Annotated in this window: 14 protein-coding genes; 4 read left to right on the forward strand and 10 right to left on the reverse strand. The window is 66.5% G+C overall.

Annotated features, from left to right (window positions below; translation table 11 throughout):
* Positions 1–75: 75 nt before the first annotated feature.
* Positions 76–906 (forward strand): YihY/virulence factor BrkB family protein, encoded by an 831-nt coding sequence (locus B4A39_RS12020; RefSeq protein WP_409449566.1) that lies wholly within the window; start codon positions 76–78, stop codon positions 904–906.
* On the opposite strand, the gene B4A39_RS12025 is transcribed toward B4A39_RS12020, so the two are convergent.
* Together B4A39_RS12025 and B4A39_RS12030 are read right to left on the reverse strand one after the other, a co-directional pair.
* Positions 872–1,111, reverse strand: a complete 240-nt coding sequence (locus B4A39_RS12025; RefSeq protein ID WP_292036752.1) for a sulfurtransferase TusA family protein — start codon at positions 1,109–1,111, stop codon at positions 872–874. The two genes, B4A39_RS12020 and B4A39_RS12025, sit on opposite strands and share 35 nt — an antisense overlap.
* Complete coding sequence (locus B4A39_RS12030; RefSeq protein ID WP_292036753.1) at positions 1,108–1,602, reverse strand: CinA family protein; 495 nt, start codon at positions 1,600–1,602, stop codon at positions 1,108–1,110. The genes B4A39_RS12025 and B4A39_RS12030 overlap by 4 nt, the downstream gene beginning before the upstream one ends.
* A gap of 83 nt (positions 1,603–1,685) precedes the next feature.
* Between B4A39_RS12030 and B4A39_RS12035 the strand changes: the two genes are divergently transcribed.
* Complete coding sequence (locus B4A39_RS12035; RefSeq protein WP_292036754.1) at positions 1,686–3,962, forward strand: spermidine synthase; 2,277 nt, start codon at positions 1,686–1,688, stop codon at positions 3,960–3,962.
* On the opposite strand, the gene mfd is transcribed toward B4A39_RS12035, so the two are convergent.
* Together mfd and B4A39_RS12045 are read right to left on the reverse strand one after the other, a co-directional pair.
* Positions 3,959–7,408 carry a transcription-repair coupling factor gene (gene mfd / locus B4A39_RS12040; RefSeq protein WP_292036757.1) on the reverse strand — a complete coding sequence of 1,150 codons (3,450 nt, stop codon included), beginning with the start codon at positions 7,406–7,408 and terminating at the stop codon, positions 3,959–3,961. The genes B4A39_RS12035 and mfd overlap by 4 nt on opposite strands.
* Positions 7,408–7,722: a succinate dehydrogenase assembly factor 2 gene (locus tag B4A39_RS12045; protein WP_292036758.1), complete on the reverse strand. Its 315-nt coding sequence runs from the start codon at positions 7,720–7,722 to the stop codon at positions 7,408–7,410. The genes mfd and B4A39_RS12045 overlap by 1 nt, the downstream gene beginning before the upstream one ends.
* Positions 7,723–7,805: 83 nt before the next feature.
* Between B4A39_RS12045 and recG the strand changes: the two genes are divergently transcribed.
* Positions 7,806–9,896, forward strand: coding sequence for an ATP-dependent DNA helicase RecG (gene recG / locus B4A39_RS12050; protein ID WP_292036760.1), 2,091 nt, complete (start codon positions 7,806–7,808; stop codon positions 9,894–9,896).
* Here the strand turns inward: recG and B4A39_RS12055 are convergent.
* From B4A39_RS12055 to kdsA, 4 genes are read right to left on the reverse strand one after another with little or no spacing between them, the layout of a single operon-like run.
* Positions 9,893–10,990: a DUF3089 domain-containing protein gene (locus B4A39_RS12055; protein ID WP_292036839.1), complete on the reverse strand. Its 1,098-nt coding sequence runs from the start codon at positions 10,988–10,990 to the stop codon at positions 9,893–9,895. The genes recG and B4A39_RS12055 overlap by 4 nt on opposite strands.
* Before the next feature lie 2 nt (positions 10,991–10,992).
* Entirely contained in the window at positions 10,993–11,994 is a 1,002-nt protein-coding gene (gene rfaD / locus B4A39_RS12060) for an ADP-glyceromanno-heptose 6-epimerase (RefSeq protein WP_292036761.1), read from the reverse strand.
* On the reverse strand, positions 11,991–13,451 hold the full coding sequence (gene rfaE2 / locus B4A39_RS12065) for a D-glycero-beta-D-manno-heptose 1-phosphate adenylyltransferase (protein WP_292036763.1): 1,461 nt from the start codon (positions 13,449–13,451) through the stop codon (positions 11,991–11,993). The genes rfaD and rfaE2 overlap by 4 nt, the downstream gene beginning before the upstream one ends.
* Positions 13,452–13,469: 18 nt before the next feature.
* Positions 13,470–14,348 (reverse strand): 3-deoxy-8-phosphooctulonate synthase, encoded by an 879-nt coding sequence (kdsA, locus tag B4A39_RS12070; protein WP_292036764.1) that lies wholly within the window; start codon positions 14,346–14,348, stop codon positions 13,470–13,472.
* 151 nt (positions 14,349–14,499) lie between these two features.
* On the opposite strand from kdsA, the gene sseA reads away from it, so the two are divergent.
* Positions 14,500–15,339, forward strand: coding sequence for a 3-mercaptopyruvate sulfurtransferase (sseA, locus tag B4A39_RS12075; RefSeq protein WP_292036765.1), 840 nt, complete (start codon positions 14,500–14,502; stop codon positions 15,337–15,339).
* 3 nt (positions 15,340–15,342) lie between these two features.
* Here the strand turns inward: sseA and B4A39_RS12080 are convergent, their stop codons facing one another.
* Together B4A39_RS12080 and B4A39_RS12085 are read right to left on the reverse strand one after the other, a co-directional pair.
* Complete coding sequence (locus tag B4A39_RS12080) at positions 15,343–16,647, reverse strand: dicarboxylate/amino acid:cation symporter (RefSeq protein ID WP_292036766.1); 1,305 nt, start codon at positions 16,645–16,647, stop codon at positions 15,343–15,345.
* 26 nt (positions 16,648–16,673) lie between these two features.
* Positions 16,674–17,759: an amino acid ABC transporter substrate-binding protein gene (locus B4A39_RS12085; protein ID WP_292036767.1), complete on the reverse strand. Its 1,086-nt coding sequence runs from the start codon at positions 17,757–17,759 to the stop codon at positions 16,674–16,676.
* Between the last annotated feature and the right edge of the window lie 89 nt (positions 17,760–17,848).

Consider the following 17,848-nt stretch of genomic DNA (forward strand, 5'->3'; position numbering starts at 1 on the left):
CGATTGACGGCCCTGCCCCTGTTCTGGGGAAAGCTGGCGGTTCGCGCTTTCACCCGCAGTTGGGGGCGCGACGTCATGCTCTATACGGGCGGCGTCTCCTTCTTCGCCCTGCTGGCGGTCTTTCCCGCCATCGCCATCCTCATCGGCTTCTACAAGGTCGTTCTGTCCATCGGTCAGGTGAGCGAACAGGCGGCCGCCTTGGCCGACGTCGTTCCGCATGCCGCGCGCTCCATCTTCCTGAATGAGATCGACCGCCTCGCGAACGCCTCGGCGCGCACCGTTTCGGCCCAGAGCGCGCTGGCGCTGGTGATCGGCGCCTACGCCGCCCACCGTGGGTTCAAGGCCCTGCTCGCCGGCCTCAATCTGATCCACGACGAGACCGAGCCTCACGGCTTCTTCAAGTTCAACATGCTGGCCTTCCTCGTCGCTCTGGCGGCCTTCGTGCTGTTCACCATCGTCTCGGGCGCGGTCGTCACCTCGCGGCTGATGGAGCACACACACGCGCAGGACCCGGTCGGCCTTCTCGTCCTGCCTCTGGACGGCCTGTGGCCGGCTCTGGGCCTGTGGCTGGGCCTGGCCATGCTCTACCGCTACGCCATGTCCCATGCGACGCGGGTCGCGTGGAAAGCGGCGATCATGGGCGGCTTGATCGCCACCGTCATGTCCAGCTTCTTTTCCTGGCTCTGCGCCATCTATGTGGAGCAGATCGCCCAGTTGGGCGCGACCTATGGATCGGTGGGCGCTGTCGTGGTGCTGCTGATCTGGCTGTCCTGGAACGTCAACGCCATCTTCTACGGCGGCGCCTTCGCCACAGAGCTGGAGATCGCCTGGAAACCGGAAGAGCCCGAAATCGAGACGGACGGGACGATCGTCAATCTGTCAGAACGGCGCCAGTCTCGACAGTAATGGTCAGAATTCCATCCTGCTCTTTGACGTCGCAGACCGTTCCGCCCAGATCAGCCATCAGATAAGGCACGTCGATCCGCGCCATGGGATCAGTCGCCAGAAGGGTGATTCGAACCCCCGGCTCCAGCCCCTCCATCGCCTTGCGCAGCTGCAGGCTCGGCACCGGGCAGCGGTGCCCCCTGGCGTCGACCAGATGCTCGCTCACGCCGTCACCGCCTGAAGCAACAGACCCAGGGCGACGCGGACGCTCTCCAACCGCACAGCGTCACGCCCAAGATCGCCGAATCGCCGCTCGACGTGGACCACAACACCGTCAGGATCGACCGCAGCAAAATGCACCAGGCCGACAGGTTTAGCGACTGTCCCGCCCCCCGGTCCGGCGACACCCGTGATCGACACAGACGCCGCCCCCCTTGACCGCGCAACCGCGCCCAGCGCCATGGCCCGCGCCACGGACTCTGAGACCGCGCCGTGCTCCGTCAGCAACTCCGGCGTGACGCCCAGGAGTTCGATCTTGGCCTCGTTGCTGTATGTGACGAAGCCACGGTCCAGCACAGCTGAGGACCCGGAGATCCCGGTCAACGCAGCCGACACCAGCCCCCCGGTGCAGCTTTCCGCCGTGGCGACCATCACGCCCGACTTCAGCGCCGCTTCAATCACGGCGGCGGCCGAAACGTTGATATCTTGCGGCATCATGACTGTGCGTTCCTTTTGCGAGTCGGTCTAACCTGCCGGGAGGGGGCGAGTCACACGACAACGCCAGTGCCAGCGGATGGCTAATGACCGACACCACCATGACGACGACCCTTCGCAAGGGCGAGGCGATAACACCCGCGCTGTTCGCCGTCGCCATATTCACATCGGCCTCGCTGGTTTTTGTCGTCCAGCCGATGGTCACGAAGTTGGTTCTCCCCATGCTGGGAGGTTCGCCATCCGTCTGGAACACCTCGATGGTGTTCTTCCAGACCGCGCTCCTGATTGGATACGGCTACGCCCACCTGCTGCAGCGGGTCCGCTCCCTGAAGTGGCAGGCAGCCATTCACCTGGCCCTGCTGTTGGCTGCCGCCCTGTTCCTGCCGCTCCAGATCAGCGGCCTTCTGGGCGACCCTGATCCATCCGCACCGACAGCCTGGCTGCTGGCGACGCTCGCGCTGTCCGTCGGCGCGCCGTTCGCCGTTCTCTCGGCCACGGCGCCGCTGTTGCAGGCCTGGTATGCGCGAGTGCGCGCCGGCCATGCCGATGGCCAGAACCCCTACGTTCTGTACGCCGCCTCCAACCTCGGCAGCTTCCTGGCCCTGCTCGCCTACCCTGCCCTGATCGAGCCGTTGATGTCGCTGTCCGGCCAGAGAACGGTCTGGACCGGCGGTTACGGCCTGTTCCTGCTCCTCGTGGTCGGGCTGGCGGTCGTGGTCTGGCGGCGACGCGTCCAGAATGCGCCAGAGCCCGCTCCGCTCGCCGTCAGCGCCCCCATTTCCTGGCGCGAAAAGGGCATTCTCGTCCTATTGGCTGCCGCGCCGTCCAGTCTGATGCTGGGCGTCACCGCCCACCTGTCGACCGACGTGGCCTCCGCGCCCTTCCTCTGGGTCGCGCCGCTGGCCCTGTATCTGCTGACCTTCGTGATCGCCTTCCAGACCCGGCCCTGGATCCCGTTGCACATCACCCTGATGCTGCAGGCGACCCTCATCATCATGATCACGGCCCTGGTGGGAATGGCGACGGGCCAGTGGCTGCTTCTGCTTGTCCTTCATCTGGCGTGCTTCTTCTTCACGACCTTGATGTGCCACCAGCAAATGGCGGCGCGTCGCCCGGCGCCGGATCGGTTGACCGAGTTCTATCTGCTGATGTCGTTCGGCGGCGTGGTGGGCGGGGCGTTCACCGCTCTCATCGCGCCCGCTGTGTTCGAAACCGTGCTGGAGTATCCGTTGGTGCTGGTCCTGGCCTGTCTGGCCCGCCCCTGGTTGGGCGGACGCCCGGCCAAGCGGGACATCTGGTTGATGACGGCGGCGCTGTCTATCGCTGTTTTCGTTCCGCTGATGTTCGAGATGATGCGCTACAGCCCCTCGATGCGGGGCGTCTTCACGGACTTCGGTCTGACGAAGACGGCTCAGCTCATACTGGGCGTCGCCGCGGTCTGCGCATTCCTGATCCGGGACCGGGTCGTGATGTTCACGGCGATCGTCGCGGTCATGACCCTGTCCGCGCAACACGTGGGGCGGGGATACGATTGGAATCTTTCCGATCGTAGCTTCTTCGGCGTCATGCGCGTGGCCATCACCCGTGACGACGCCATGGGTGGCGACGTCCATGTCCTGATGCATGGAACCACCCTGCACGGCGCACAGGCGCGGGCGCCCGGTTTCGCCTGCAGTCCCACCATGTATTACGCGACGTCGACCCCGCTCGGTCAGGCTGCTCAGCGGATTCAGGCGCGCAGCGCTGCCGCCAAGATCGGCATCGTGGGTCAAGGCTCAGGCGCCATGGCCGCATACAAGCGCGCTGCGGACGAAATGACCTTCTTCGAGATCGACCCCATGGTGGACCGCGTATCGCGTGATCCCGCGTGGTTCACCTTCATCTCGGATTGCGCCGACGGTCCGATCCGGACGGTCCTGGGCGACGCTCGCCTGACCATGGCGCGGGAAGCACCCGGCACCTATGACCTGCTCGTGATCGACGCCTTCTCGTCGGACGCCGTGCCGACCCACTTGCTGACGGTCGAGGCCATTGAAGGCTATCTCAAGCTCCTGAAACCCGACGGCGTCGTGGTGCTTCACCTGTCCAACCGCAATCTGGAGATCACCATGCCGGCCGTCGCGGCCGCCCGTCAGTTGGGCGCGGCGGACCTGCATCAGATCTACGTAGAGCGGCCGGACGCACCGGAAATGGCCGAGGCCTCGACCGAAGCCCTGGCGCTGTCGCCAACCAGCGAAGGCCTCGCTGACTTCAAGGCGGACGGGCGCTGGCGCAAGCTGGCCCCGACGGAGGTCCGCCCCTGGACCGACGACTACGTCAATCTCTTTGGGGCCCTGATCCGCCAGATGAGGGGGCGCGGCTAGGCCGCCCCCGCCACCCGCGCCAGATCGGCCGTGATCCGCTCGGCGACCTTCAAACGGTCGTCGGGCGTCGGCCATTCGCCCTTCACGACGATCTTCTGGTCCGGCCGGATCTTCCAGAACGCCTGGTTCTTCTGGATCAGACCGACCAGCCCCATCGGATTGGGGAAACTGTTGTTGCGCAGGGTCAGCACAGCGCCCTTGGGGCCGATGTCGATCTTCTCGATGCAGGCGGTGCGGCAGTTCGCCTTGATGCCCACGATCCGCAGAAGCTGCTGCGCTTCATCCGGCAGCGGACCGAAGCGGTCGATCAGCTCGGCCGCCATGGCTTCGCGATCTTCCATCTTCTCGGCGTCCGACAGTCGGCGATAGAGGCTCAGACGAACGTTCAGGTCTGGCACGTAAGCTTCCGGAATCAGGACCGCAGCCCCGACATTGATCGACGGCGACCAGCCTCGATCCGCCACTTCCTCGCCGGCTTCGCGCAGTTCCGCGACGGCGTCTTCCAGCATCTGCTGGTACAGTTCGACCCCGACCTCGCGGATGTGGCCCGACTGCTCGTCGCCCAGCAGATTGCCTCCTCCGCGCTGATCCAGGTCGTGACTGGCCAACTGGAAGCCGGCGCCCAGATTGTCGAGCGACTGCAGCACCTGAAGACGCCGCTCAGCCGACAGGCTCAGCGGACGCTTGGGATCGGTCGTCAGATAGGCGAAAGCCCGCGCCTTGGAACGACCGATGCGGCCCCGGATCTGGTGCAACTGAGCCAATCCGAACATGTCGGCGCGGTGGACGACCAGGGTGTTTGCCGTCGGAATGTCGATGCCGCTCTCGACGATGGTGGTCGAAACCAGCACGTCGTATTGCCCGTCGTAGAAGGCGCTCATCACCTCCTCCAGCTGGGTCGGGCTCATCTGGCCGTGGCCGACTACGAACTTCACCTCGGGCACCTGCTCGCGCAGGAACTTCTCGATGTCCGGCAGTTCCTTCAGGCGCGGCGCGACATAATAGGCCTGCCCCCCCCGATACTTCTCGCGCAGCAGGGCCTCACGCACCAGCACCGGGTCCCATGGCGTCACATAGGTCCGCACCGCCAGGCGATCGACTGGCGGGGTGGCGATGATCGACATCTCGCGGATGCCGGACAACGCCATCTGCAGCGTGCGCGGGATCGGCGTCGCGGTCAGGGTCAGCAGGTGAACATCGGCCCGCAGGGACTTCAGCTTCTCCTTGTGCTTGACGCCGAAGTGCTGCTCCTCGTCGACGATCACCAGACCCAGGTCCTTGAACCCGACCTGTTCGGCCAGCACCGCATGGGTGCCGACGACGATCTCGAACGTGCCGTCCTTGAGCCCCGCGCGCGTCTCGTTGGCGTCCTTGGCCGTGACCATCCGCGACAGATGCCGCACCGTGATCGGCCAGCCGGCAAAGCGTTCGGAAAAGGTCTTGAAGTGCTGACGCGCCAGCAGGGTCGTCGGGCAGACGATGGCCACCTGCTGACCGCTCATGGCCACGACGAAGGCGGCGCGCAGGGCGACCTCCGTCTTCCCGAAACCGACGTCGCCGCAGATCAAGCGATCCATCGGCGTTCCCTTGCCCAGGTCCTCCAGCACGTCGCCGATGGCGTTCAACTGGTCATCCGTCTCCTCGTAGGGGAAGCGGGCGCAGAACTCGTCGAACAGGCCTGACGGCGGCGTGATGGCGTCGGACACGCGCAGCGCCCGCTTGGCGGCGAGGGCGATCAGTCCCTCTGCCATGGCGCGCAGGCGTTCCTTGGCCTTGGCCTTGCGCGCCTGCCAGCCGGCGCCGCCCAGACGGTCCAGTTGCACCCCGTCCGCATCGGTGCCGTAGCGGGTCAGAAGATCAATGTTTTCAACTGGCAGATAGAGCTTGCTGTCACCGGCGTAGAGCAGTTCCAGGCAGTCGTGCGGCGCCTCCTGGATCTCCAGCGTCTTCAGGCCCTCATAACGCCCGATGCCGTGATCCAGGTGCACGACCAGATCGCCCGCCGTCAGAGCCGAAGCCTCCGCCAGGAAGTTGGAGGCCCGCCGCTTGCGCTTGGGCCGCGCCAGACGGTCGCCCAGGATGTCGGTCTCGGAAATGACCGCAACCTCGTCGGTGACGAAGCCGTGCTCGACCGGCAGGACGGCCCGCAGGTAAATATCCTTCGGCGCCGCCAGAACATCGTTCCAGTCGCGCACCGGCAGGACGTGGGTCAGGCCATGATCGCCCAGCATGGCCGCCAGACGCTCGGCCGATCCCTCGGTCCAGGAGGCGAACAGAACCCGCTTGCCCTCGCCCTTCAGGGTCTCGGCGTGCTGGGCGACGGCGGCGAACAGATTGACGCTGTCCTGCGACCGTTCGGCGGCGAAGCTGCGGCCCAGTCGACCGCCGGCGTCTTCACCCGATCCCGCTGACAGCGGCGACAAACGGCGCACGGCCCGACCGGCCAAGGCGCTGTTCCAGTCGCCTTCGTCCAGATAGAGGCTCTGCGGCGTCGGCGCGCGATAGGCCGCGCCGCCCTTGCCCCTGGCGGCTTCCTTGCGCGCCTCATAGGCGTCGGTCGTCAGGCTCCAGCGCTCTGCACGGGCCTGCTCCACCTGACTGTCGAGGAAGACCGGGGCGCTGTCCGGCAGGAAGTCGAACAGGGTGTCGAGGCGTTCGTAGAAGAGCGGCAGCCAGTGCTCCAGCCCCTGACGACGCGCTCCCTCGCTGACGGCGGCGTACATCGGCTCGTCGCCCGGCGCGCCGAACAGGTTCAGATAGCCGCTTCGGAACCTCGAAATAGTCTCGGCGTCCAGCAGCACCTCCGAGACCGGCAGCAGGGCCACCTGCATTAGTTGCCGGGTCGAACGCTGAGTCTCGGGATCAAAGGCGCGGATGGACTCCAGCTCGCTCCCGAACAGGTCCAGACGCACAGGCTCGTCGAAGCCCGGCGGGAAGACGTCGATAACCCCACCGCGAATGGCGTACTCGCCGCGCTCGGACACGGTCGAAGCGCGCACATAGCCGTTGGCCAACACGTAGCGTTCCAGCGCCGCCGTATCCAGATCGAGACCGACCTTGGCCTCGAAGCCGGCTCCGGTGACGGTCTGACGCGGCGGCGTGCGCTGGGTGACTGCGGCCACGGTGGCGACCACCAACAACGGCCTGACGTCCGACGGATCGCGCTGGGCCAGCCGGGTCAGGGTCGCCATGCGCTGGGCCGCGACCGAGGCCGTCGGACTCAACCGGTCATAGGGCAGACAATCCCAGGCCGGATATTCAAGAACTTCAATGTCCTTCGCGAAGAAGCCAAGCGCCTGCACGAAGTTGCCGGAGCGCTGGTAATCGCGCGCCACCAGCAGTCCGACTCCGCCGTGCGCCTTCAGCCGTTCAGCGACGACCAGTGCATCCAGACCCTCGGGCGCGCCGCCCAGTTCGACGTCACGCCGCGCCATCGCCTCACTCATCAACCGATACCCTTGGCCACTTCCGCCGCGACGTGTTTGCGCATGAAGGCTCGGATGCGCGCCAGCATCGGCCCGTCGAATTCGGGCGGGGTCGGCTCCTTCTCGATGATCCAGGCGTAAAGATACTGGTCCTCCTCGTTCAGGAGATGCTCCAGTTCATCCAGCTCTGCCTCGCTCAGCGTCGGGCCGACCTGATCGACAAAGGGTCCCAGCACCATGTCCGCTTCGCGGAAACCTCGCCTCCAGGCGCGGTAGGAAATCCGGCCCAGGCGTTGCTTGAGAAGGTCCTCTGGACGTGCGTCAATTTCGGCCACGCGGTTCCTTGCCCGGTCCGTTCATGTGAAGAGTTGGATCAGATAGCGTTCCCGTTCCGTTTTCGCCAGCTATGCTGAGGCTAATGCGGCCCGAGATTCTCTTTCCACTGTTTGCGGACGTCTCCACCCTGAAGGGCGTGGGGCCCAGAAGCGCGCCTCTGGTGCAGAAACTGGCGGGCCCGTTGGTGCGCGACGTGCTGTTCCTGTCGCCGTCCGGAATCATCCAGCGCCGCCGCACGACCGCCGCGGACGCCGTCGAGGGCGAGATCGGCGTCTTCGACGTCCTGATCGACCGGCTGATCCCGCCGCACAAGATCGGCGCGCCGTTGAAGATGCGGGCTTCGGACGACACCGGCTTCGTCCACCTGATCTGGTTCGCCGGGTCGCCGCGCCACATCGAAAGCCTGGCGCCGCGCGGGGAGCGGCGGTTGGTGACTGGCAAGGTCGAGCGCTTCAACAACGAGGTGCAGATCGCGCACCCCGACTACATCCTGCCGCTGGACAAGGCGGACGACATCCCCCTGTCCGAACCCGTCTATCCGGCGACGCAAGGCTTGACCTCGCGGGTGGTGCGCAAGTTGGCCCAGGGAGCCCTCGCCGCCGCCCCGGAGCTGGACGAGTGGCAGGACGCCGCCTGGATGTCAGCGCGGCGCTGGCTCGGTTGGCGTGCCGCGCTCGAAACCCTGCACGCGCCGACCTCGGAGGCAGACCTGACGCCCGAGGCTCCGGCCCGCCAGCGCCTGGCCTATGACGAGTTGTTCGCCCACCAACTGGCCCTGGCTCGCCGCCGGCGTGCGCGTCAGATCACACCGGCGGCGCGCATCACGACGGGAGAGCCCTCGCAGCGCCTCCTGGCCGCCCTGCCCTTCACCCTAACCGGCGCCCAGGCCTGCGCGCTCGAAGAAATCCGCGCCGATCTGGCTTCAGGTGAGCAGATGGGGCGACTGCTGCAAGGCGATGTTGGCTCAGGCAAGACCGCCGTCGCAGCCCTCGCATTGGCCGACGCGGCGTCCAGCGGCTTCCAGTCCGCCCTGATGGCCCCGACCGAAATCCTGGCGCGCCAACACTACCAGCGGCTGGCTCCCATGCTGGAAGACGCCGGGATTTCGACCGTCCTGTTGACTGGCCGCGACACCCAGGCGGAGCGACGCAAACGGCTCGCCGCTCTGGCCTCGGGCGAGGCTCAGGTCGCTATCGGCACCCACGCCCTGTTCCAGGACGCGGTGCAGTTCCACCGGCTGGCCCTGGCCGTCATCGACGAACAGCACCGCTTCGGCGTCAACGAGCGTCAGCGCCTCCAGGCCAAGGGTGATCCGGCGATCGGCGGCGTCCATCTGCTGACCATGTCGGCCACGCCCATCCCGCGCACGCTGGAACTGACCCAGTACGGCGAACTGGAGGTCAGCCGCCTTATGGAGAAGCCCCCCGGCCGCACGCCCGTCGCCACCGCCGTTCTGCCGCTGGTTCGCATCGGCGAGGTGGCCAAACGGCTGAAGGCGGCGATCGACAGCGGCGCCCAGGCCTACTGGATCTGTCCTCTGGTGGCGGAGTCCGAAGCCATCGACCTGGCCGCCGCCGAGGAGCGCGCCAACGACCTGCGCCGCATCCTGCAAGTCGAGGTCGGCCTGGCTCACGGTCAGATGCCGGGCGCTGAACGCGAAGCCGTAATGGCCGAGTTCGCCGAAGGCCGCATCCCGCTTCTGGTCGCCACCACGGTCGTCGAAGTGGGCGTGGACGTGCCCAACGCCTCCATCATGGTCATTGAACACGCCGATCGCTTCGGCCTGGCCCAGTTGCACCAGCTACGCGGTCGTGTCGGGCGCGGGGCCAAGTCCAGTTCCTGCATCCTGCTGTACGGCGGTCAGGACGGCGCGCTGGGCGAGACCGCGCGCGAACGTCTGGAGACCCTGCGCCGCACCGAAGACGGCTTTGAGATCGCCGAGGAGGACTTCCGCCTGCGCGGGGGCGGCGACCCCTTGGGCCTGAAACAGAGCGGCTTTCCCGCCTATCGCTTTGCCGACCCGGTCAAGCACCGCTCACTGATGCTGGCGGCGTCGGACGACGCCCGCCTGATCCTGGGTCGAGACCCCGACCTGACCAGCCCGCGCGGTCAGGCCGTTCGCGTTCTGGAAGCCCTGTTCGACTGGCGCGCCGACCGCTCAGGCGCCGACTAGGGAGCCCGGCCGGCTTTCCAGGCAGCAAGACGCGACAGGGCGTCGGCCTCAATGTCAGCGTAGAACAGGTTGTAGGGCCGCGCCTTGCGGCGATTGGCCCAACCGCTGAACTCGCGGAAGGACTCTGACTTCAACACCGTGTGGCGCAGCAGCCCCTCGCGACATTGAGTGGCGATCTGGCGGTCAATGAAGGCAGGCCGCACGCCCCATTCCAGCCCCGTGGCGTTGGCGGCGCCCAGATGCCGGCGAGCCGGAACCGTCGCGCCATCGTCGCTGCCGGATACAGGGTTCACACACAGGGCGGCCCTGTCGCCCAGCTCGACGAGTTGGCCACGGTCATCCCAGACCAGGGCTCGCCGCAGCCGTCGCTTCGCGGCGCCCTCGTCCCCCTCGCCGACCTGGGACCAGCCGACGACACAGTCTGTCTGGCTCCGGTCGTGGCAGGCGGCCAGCGGCGCCGTCTGATCCAGCCCCACAATGGCGTCCATCAGATAGACGGCGACCAACCGCCCGCGAAGGCTGGCGTCCTGAGCCACACGCTCATGAACCAGACGCGCGATCAGATCAGCCCCCTGCTCCACGCCCGCCAGGATGATCGGACCGTCGGGGTGGGTCGCCAGCCAATGCTCGAACGCCGCCTCCACGTCGTTGTAGGCGAAGGCGCGGGCTTCCCGCGCATCCTCGCGCAGCGTCAGCCGCGTATAGAGGCTGGCCTGTCGGTAATGCGGCGCACTGATGATCCCTGCTCGGGCGAAGGGTCCTGCGTAGTTCGGGATCACGACCCGCTGCAGATAGGCGTCGGCCTTGCGGTCGCTGATCGGGCCGTTCCAGCCGCTACCGCCCTCGAACGTGGTCGAGTGGACAAAGAAGATCGCAGCTTCGCCCGCCCCTGGCGCACGGGCGTCGCGCAGCGCCCAGGCCGTAGCCTGGCCGTAGTCGGGCGCTGGCGGCGGGTCGTAGGTCTGAAACGGCACCTGCGGGTCCAGGCCGGCCTTCAGGATGTCGCCGCGCCACACCGCCACGGCGGCCACCAGGATGAAGACCAGGGCAAAACCCGTGTAGCCGACCCACTGGCGCAAGGTCAGGCTGGGCATCTTCACCGATACGAATCCGGCTGCGAGAGAAAGTCCTGCACGTAGCGACGCACGCCTTCTTCCAGCGGGGTCGACTGGCCGTTGAAACCAACCGCCCGAATGCGGTCCATGCTGGCTTCGGTGAAATACTGATACCGGTCCCGGATAGCTTCCGGCATGTCCACATAGGCTATCGACGGCTCCTTGCCCGCTGCAGCAAAGGTCGCGCGCGCCAGATCGGCGAAGGACCGCGCTTGACCCGAGCCGGCGTTGAACACGCCCGACACGTCCGGCGTCTGCAACAGCCAGTCGATGATGTTCACCACGTCGTCGACATAGACGAAGTCGCGCAACTGGCCGCCATCGGGATAGTTGGGGTTGTGCGATTTAAACAGGCTGACCGTCTCGCCCGCCTGAACCTTGGGCCAGATCTGGGCCACGACCGACTTCATCCCGCCCTTATGACCCTCGTTCGGGCCATAGACGTTGAAGAACTTCAACCCTGCCCACTGACGCGGCGCCTGATCCCGATCTGCCTGGCGCACGGCGTATTGATCAAACAGGTATTTCGAATAACCATAGGCGTTTAGAGGGCGAAGCGCATTCAGGCTCTCAGGATCGTCGCGATCCTCGAAGCCCGTCTCGCCGTCGCCATAGGTCGCCGCAGACGAGGCATAGATCATCCGCACGTCGCGCAAGGCGCACCAGTCCCAGATATCGCGCGACAGGCTGAAATTGGTGCGCAGGATCAGGTCGGCGTCCGGCTCGGTCGTCGAAGAGATGGCGCCCATATGCACCACGGCCTCGATCCGATCGGCGTGCCGTTCCAGTTGCTCGAACAGTTCTTCCGGCGCCCACAGGTCGGCGATGGCGTGCTTGGCTATGTTTTTCCACTTGGCCAGGTCGGCGGTCTCCAGCCGATCGCAGACAACCACGTCCCAGGCATCGCTGTCGCACAGGCGCGCCACGATATTGGAGCCGATGAAGCCCGCCCCGCCCGTCACCACGATCATGCGAGGGGTCATTGGGCGTCTCCGATCATCTTCTCGATCGTCTTGGTCGTGGAATAGCCGTCGGCGAAATCGGCCAGGCGGACCACCCCGCCCCAGCTCTCGACCTCGGTCGCGCCGACCACCTTGTCCTTGGTGTAGTCCGCACCCTTGATCAGGACATCGGGCCGAAGCCTCTCGATCAAGGCCATCGGCGTCGGATCGTCAAAGGCCGTCACCCGGTCCACGCTGGCCAGGCCGCCGATGACGGCGGCGCGGCTGTCCAGATCGTTGACAGGACGCCCCTCGCCCTTCAGGCGGCGGACCGAGGCGTCGGTGTTCAGCGCCACCACCAGCCGGTCGCACCAGCCGCGCGCCTGGGCCAGATAGGCCACGTGGCCCCGGTGCAGAATGTCGAAACAGCCATTGGTGAAGCCAACCTTCAGGCCCTGACGCTTCCACGCCTCGACCTGATCGGACAGTTCGTCCAGCGGGGTGACCTTGGACTGGGCCAGGGCCGCGTGCTGGCTCATCTCGGCTTCGATCAGTTCTGCGGGGGTGACGACGGCTGTGCCGCTCTTGCCGACGACGACGCCGGACGCAAGGATGGCGAACTGCACCGCTGCCTCCAGCGTCGCGCCCGCGCCCAAGGCCAGGCCCAGCGCCGCCAGCGAGGTGTCGCCAGCGCCCGACACGTCAAAGACTTCACGCGCCCGACCGGGGAAATGCACTACGGCCCCGTCACGACGCGCCAGGGTCATGCCTTTCCCCGCCCGTGTGACGACGACCGCCTTGACGGTGGTGGAAGCCAGCAAAGCCGCCAGCGCCGCCTCAACCTCGGCATCCGTTTCCACCGGCAGGCCGGTGGCTCCGGCCAATTCGCTGGCGTTGGGCTTGATCAGGTCAACAGCGCCATAGCGAGCGAAGTCGCGGCCCTTGGGGTCGACGATGACCGGCGCGCCATACTCTCGACCCGCCCACAAGGCCGTCTCGATCAGGGGGTCGTCCACCACGCCCTTGGCGTAGTCGGACAGCAGGATGGCCTTGGTGCCCTTGAACACCGCCCTGTCGTCATAGGCGGCGGTCGCAGGCTGTTCGTCGTCCAGCCGCAGCAGTTGCTGTCCGGCGGCGACAAAGCGCGTCTTGACGATGGTGGCCGCGCCCTCGGGGCGAACCAGCGCGTCCTCGACCCGGTCCTCTGCGGCGATCAGGTCGGTCAGTTCGGCACCTGCCGCATCTTGCCCAACGACCGCACCCAGCCGGGCTTGGCCGCCCAGGGCCGCGACGTTTCGCGCCACATTGCCCACGCCGCCGGGCATGGCCACGCTACGTCGCGCACGCAACACCGGAATAGGCGCCTCGGGCGAGATACGGCTGACCTCACCATAGACGTAACGATCCAGCATCAGATCGCCGACGCAGGCGACCTTCAGCTCATGCACCTGCGCCAGCAAGGTCTGCAGCGCGCCCAAATCGAGTGATCGTTCAGCCATGACGCCGAACTAGCGGATTCAGGACGGGTTCGCCATCGGCGCCTTGGCGCCGACCTTGATGGCCAGATCGTCGAAGGCGATCAACTCGGCGGCCAGAGCCTCGAACTGGTCCAGCGGCACCATGTTGGGGCCGTCCGACGGAGCATTGTCGGGGTCCTCGTGCGTCTCGACAAAGACGGCGTCGACGCCCACGGCCACGGCCGCACGAGCCAGGATCGGCACGAACTCGCGCTGGCCGCCCGAGGACGTGCCCTGCCCGCCCGGCTGCTGCACGCTGTGGGTGGCGTCAAAGACGACGGGGCAGCCGATCTCGCGCATGATCGGCAGCGACCGCATGTCGCTGACCAGGGTGTTGTAGCCGAAGCTGGCGCCGCGCTCGCAGGCCATGACGTTGGGGTTGCCAGCGCCGACCACCTTGGCGATGACGTTCTTCATGTCCCAAGGGGCCAGGAACTGACCCTTCTTGATGTTGATCGCCTTGCCGGTGGCGGCTGCCGCCAGGAGCAGGTCGGTCTGGCGCGAAAGGAAGGCCGGGATCTGCAGCACGTCCACGGCCTCGGCCACGCCTTCGCACTGGGCCTCGGAGTGGACATCGGTCAGGGTCGGAAGGCCAGTCACTTCGCGGATTTCGGCGAAGATCGGCAGCGAGTCCTTCAGGCCGATGCCGCGCGCGGCGGTAGCGCTGGTGCGGTTCGCCTTGTCGAAACTGGTCTTGTAGATGATGCCGACGTCCAGTCGCTCGCCGATCTCCTTCAGGCGGTGCGCCGTCTCCAGCGCGTGCTGACGGCTTTCCATTTGGCAGGGACCAGCAATGAAGACGATGCGACGTCCGCCGCCGATCACGACGGGCTTCTTCAGGCCAGCGGACAGTTCAATGACGGCGTTGGGACGGTTCACGGCGGCGCTTTCAACGGTTTGAGTCGGTAATATCGCGGCTCAGTGCCGCAACTTTGCGTCCGACAGGTGGCGTCGAACTCTCTGCTGCGCAACCTACAGGGCGACTCACGGCCTGACCACACGGCTGGGCAGCCTGTGTTATCGTGCCGCCATGCGACCCTCGGACAGCCCACTGATCTCGACGCAAGACCTGGCGGATCGCCTCGACGCGCCTGACCTGCGGATCATCGACGCCACCTGGTGGCTGGACGGACGCGACGCCAGCGCGGATTTTGAAGCCGAACGACTGCCCGGCGCCCTCTTCTTCGATCTGGAGGCGATCTCCGATCCCGCCAGCCCCTATCCGCACATGCTGCCGACACCACAGGCATTTGCCGCGGCGATGGGCGCGCTGGGCGTCTCCGACAGCGACGAGATCGTGGTCTATGACGCCCAGGGCCTGTTCTCGGCGGCGCGGGTCTGGTGGACGCTGCGCGTCATGGGCGCGAAAAAAGTGCGTGTTCTGGACGGCGGCTTGCCGAAATGGCGTGCGGAAGGACGCCCGCTGGACCATGGCCCTATCGCCGCCAGGAACGCCTCCACCTTCCTGGCCGACTTCGCCTCCGCGGATGTCGTGGATCTGGATCAGGTCCGTCGGGCCTTGAGCGGCAATGATCAGGTCGTGGACGCCCGAGGCGCGCCCCGTTTCCGAGGCGAGGCCGCCGAGCCTCGCGCCGGCCTGCGTTCCGGCCACATGCCCGGCGCGCTTAACCTGCCCTTCGGCCAGCTATTGAAACCGGACGGGACGCTCAAGCGTGGCGAAGCTCTGGAGTCGGCCTTCCGCGGTGCCGGCGTCGATCTGGATCGCCCCGTCATCACCACCTGTGGCTCGGGCGTGACCGCCGCCATCCTGACCCTCGGCCTGGCGCAACTGGGTCGACCATCGCAGCTCTACGACGGCTCGTGGGCCGAGTGGGGCGCGCGATCTGACGTCCCTGTAGCCCTCGGCTGATCTTCAGGCCGTCGCCGGAATCTCCGCGTCCTTCTCTTCCTCGCCGCGCGACACCACGGTGGCGACGACCAGATCGCCGGTCACGTTCAGCGTGGTGCGGCACATATCCAGGAAGCGGTCGACGCCCAGGATCAGGCCAATCCCTTCCGGCGGCACGCCCACCATGGCCAGAATCATGGCGATGACCGGCAGGCTGCCCGCCGGCACCCCCGCCGTGCCGACCCCGCCCAGGATGCAGACCAGCATGACGATGAATTGCTGCCCCAGGCTCAGGTCGATGCCAAAGAACTGCGCCAGGAACAGCACCGTCACGCCCTCGAAAAGGGCCGTGCCGTTCTGATTCGCCGTGGCCCCGACCGTCAGGACGAAACGGGCGATCTTGCGCGGCAGGCCCAGGTTCTGCTCGGCGACGCGCAGCGACACCGGCAGGCTGGCGTTGGACGAGGCGGTGGAGAAGGACACCACCATGGCCTCGCGGATATCGCGGAAGAACTTCAACGGCGACATTCCTCCCAGCGTCGCGATGCAGATCGGATAGACGACGAACATGTGGATCGCCATCGCCCCCACGGCGACCGCGACAAAGGCGGCCAAGCGCACCAGCAGGTCCCAGCCGAACAACGCCGCAAGATTGAACATCAGACAGGCGATGGCGATCGGCGCCAGGCGAATGACCAGGTTGATGAGCTTCATCATCACCTCGAACACCCCCTCAATGGTCTTCTGCAGGCTATCTGTGACGGGGCTCTTGGCCAGCACCAGCCCGATGCCGAACATCAGCGCGAAGACCATGACCGGCAGGATTTCGTTCTGCGCCGCCGCCGTGAAGACGTTGGACGGCACCAGATCGAGGAAGAAGTCGCCCGCCCGCACCGAATCCGGCGCGCTGCCGACGATGGCGGCCGCGCCGCTCCGCCCCTGCTCCAGCAGTTGCTGGGCCAGCGCGGGATCCACGCCGTCGCCAGGTCGGAAGACATTGACCATGACCAGGCCGATCAGCACGGCGATGGCGGAGATGAACACCGTGAACAGCAGGCTCTTGGTTCCCGCCCGCCCCAGGGTCTTCAGGTCGCCCATCTCGGCCACGCCGACCACCAGCGCCGAGAACAGCAGGGGCAGCACCAACATGAACAGCAGCCGCAGGAAAATCTGACCCGCCGGCCCGGTGATATTGGTGGTGATCCACTGGACCCAGCCCGTGTCGCCGCCGATCGTCAGATTGACGGCGAGACCGCCTAGCAGCCCCACCACAAAGCCGATCAGCATCAGCACATGAAGCGGCAGCTTCTTCCTGGTCGTTACGGTCATCGGTCCCCCATACGCCGTCGGCGCCGTTACCGAACAGGCAGCCCGTAGATCAGGCCGCCCGGCCGGGCGCTCCATTGCGCGTTCAGCCCCCTGGCCAGATTCAGCGCCGATTGCTGGCCAAGGTTCCGCTCGAAAATCTCGCCATAGTTTCCGCCCGCCGCGATCGCGTCTCGCGCCCATGTGCGGGACAGGCCCAGCGACGGCCCGAATTCCCCCTCCTCGCCGAGCAGTCGACGGATGCGTGAGTCCTGACTGTCCCGCTGCAACCCGGCCACATTGCCCTTGGTCACGCCCAGTTCCTCGCCGAGGATCAGCGCATTCAGGGTCCAGCGGATCACCGCCGTCCACTGATCATCCCCGCGACGCACGACGGGGCCCAGCGGCTCCTTGGAGATGACGTCGGGCAGTATGGCGTGCTGCTGAGGGTTCGGCAGGGTCGTCCGCGCCGCCGCCAGCGCCGAGATATCCGCCGTAAAGGCGTCGCACGCCTCGCGTGCGTAGGCCTGTCGCGCTTCTTCTTCTGTCTTCACGACGACCGGTCGGAACTCGATCCCGCGTGTGCGGAAATAGTCTTCGACGTTCAGTTCGGTCGTCGAACCCGACTGAACGCAAATCCGCGCGCCGTTCAGTTCCGAGGCGCTGTTCAGGTTCAGGGCGCGGCGAACCAGGAAGCCCTGACCGTCATAGTAGTTGATGCCCGCAAAGCTCAGGTCACCACCTGCGTCGCGGCTCATGGTCCAGGACGTGTTGCGCCACAGGACATCCACCCGCCCGTCACGAAGGGCCTCGAACCTTAGTTCCGCCGTCAGCGGCACGAACCGCACCGCATCCGGGTCGCCAAAGATCGCTGCCGCCGTCGCGCGACAGAAGTCGACGTCAAAGCCTCGCCACGCGCCGCGATTGTCCGTGAAGGCGAAACCCACCAGGCCCTGATTGACCCCGCATTTGAGGTGTCCGCGCAGCTTGATCGCCGCCAATGTCGGACTGGCGACGTCCGGCGGCATGACGGTCGTGGTCGGGCGCGGGGTCGGCGGCGTCTCGGCGTGATCGGTCTCGGCCTGCCGCTGGCAGGCGGCTGTCGCCAGCAGCAGCGCCAGCGATATTCCCGTCAAGATCTTCGCCGCCCGCATTCCGTCACCCTCGCCAGCTTGCGCCCCCGCCTTCTTTAGAGCCCTCTAGGCTCAGAACCGCAACCCGCCGG

The organism is Brevundimonas sp. UBA4553 (assembly GCF_002387245.1).
In the GTDB taxonomy this organism is placed as follows: Bacteria; Pseudomonadota; Alphaproteobacteria; order Caulobacterales; family Caulobacteraceae; genus Brevundimonas.

Bases quoted from the DNA above. Each gene is read 5' to 3' on its own strand.
- sseA (WP_292036765.1), top strand. From the start codon at position 14,500: ATGCGACCCTCGGACAGCCCACTGATCTCGACGCAAGACCTGGCGGAT.
- recG (WP_292036760.1), top strand. From the start codon at position 7,806: ATGCGGCCCGAGATTCTCTTTCCACTGTTTGCGGACGTCTCCACCCTG.
- B4A39_RS12055 (WP_292036839.1), bottom strand. From the start codon at position 10,990: ATGCCCAGCCTGACCTTGCGCCAGTGGGTCGGCTACACGGGTTTTGCC.
- B4A39_RS12080 (WP_292036766.1), bottom strand. From the start codon at position 16,647: ATGACCGTAACGACCAGGAAGAAGCTGCCGCTTCATGTGCTGATGCTG.
- rfaD (WP_292036761.1), bottom strand. From the start codon at position 11,994: ATGACCCCTCGCATGATCGTGGTGACGGGCGGGGCGGGCTTCATCGGC.
- B4A39_RS12035 (WP_292036754.1), top strand. From the start codon at position 1,686: ATGACCGACACCACCATGACGACGACCCTTCGCAAGGGCGAGGCGATA.
- mfd (WP_292036757.1), bottom strand. From the start codon at position 7,408: ATGAGTGAGGCGATGGCGCGGCGTGACGTCGAACTGGGCGGCGCGCCC.
- B4A39_RS12020 (WP_409449566.1), top strand. From the start codon at position 76: ATGCTCTATACGGGCGGCGTCTCCTTCTTCGCCCTGCTGGCGGTCTTT.
- B4A39_RS12030 (WP_292036753.1), bottom strand. From the start codon at position 1,602: ATGATGCCGCAAGATATCAACGTTTCGGCCGCCGCCGTGATTGAAGCG.
- rfaE2 (WP_292036763.1), bottom strand. From the start codon at position 13,451: ATGGCTGAACGATCACTCGATTTGGGCGCGCTGCAGACCTTGCTGGCG.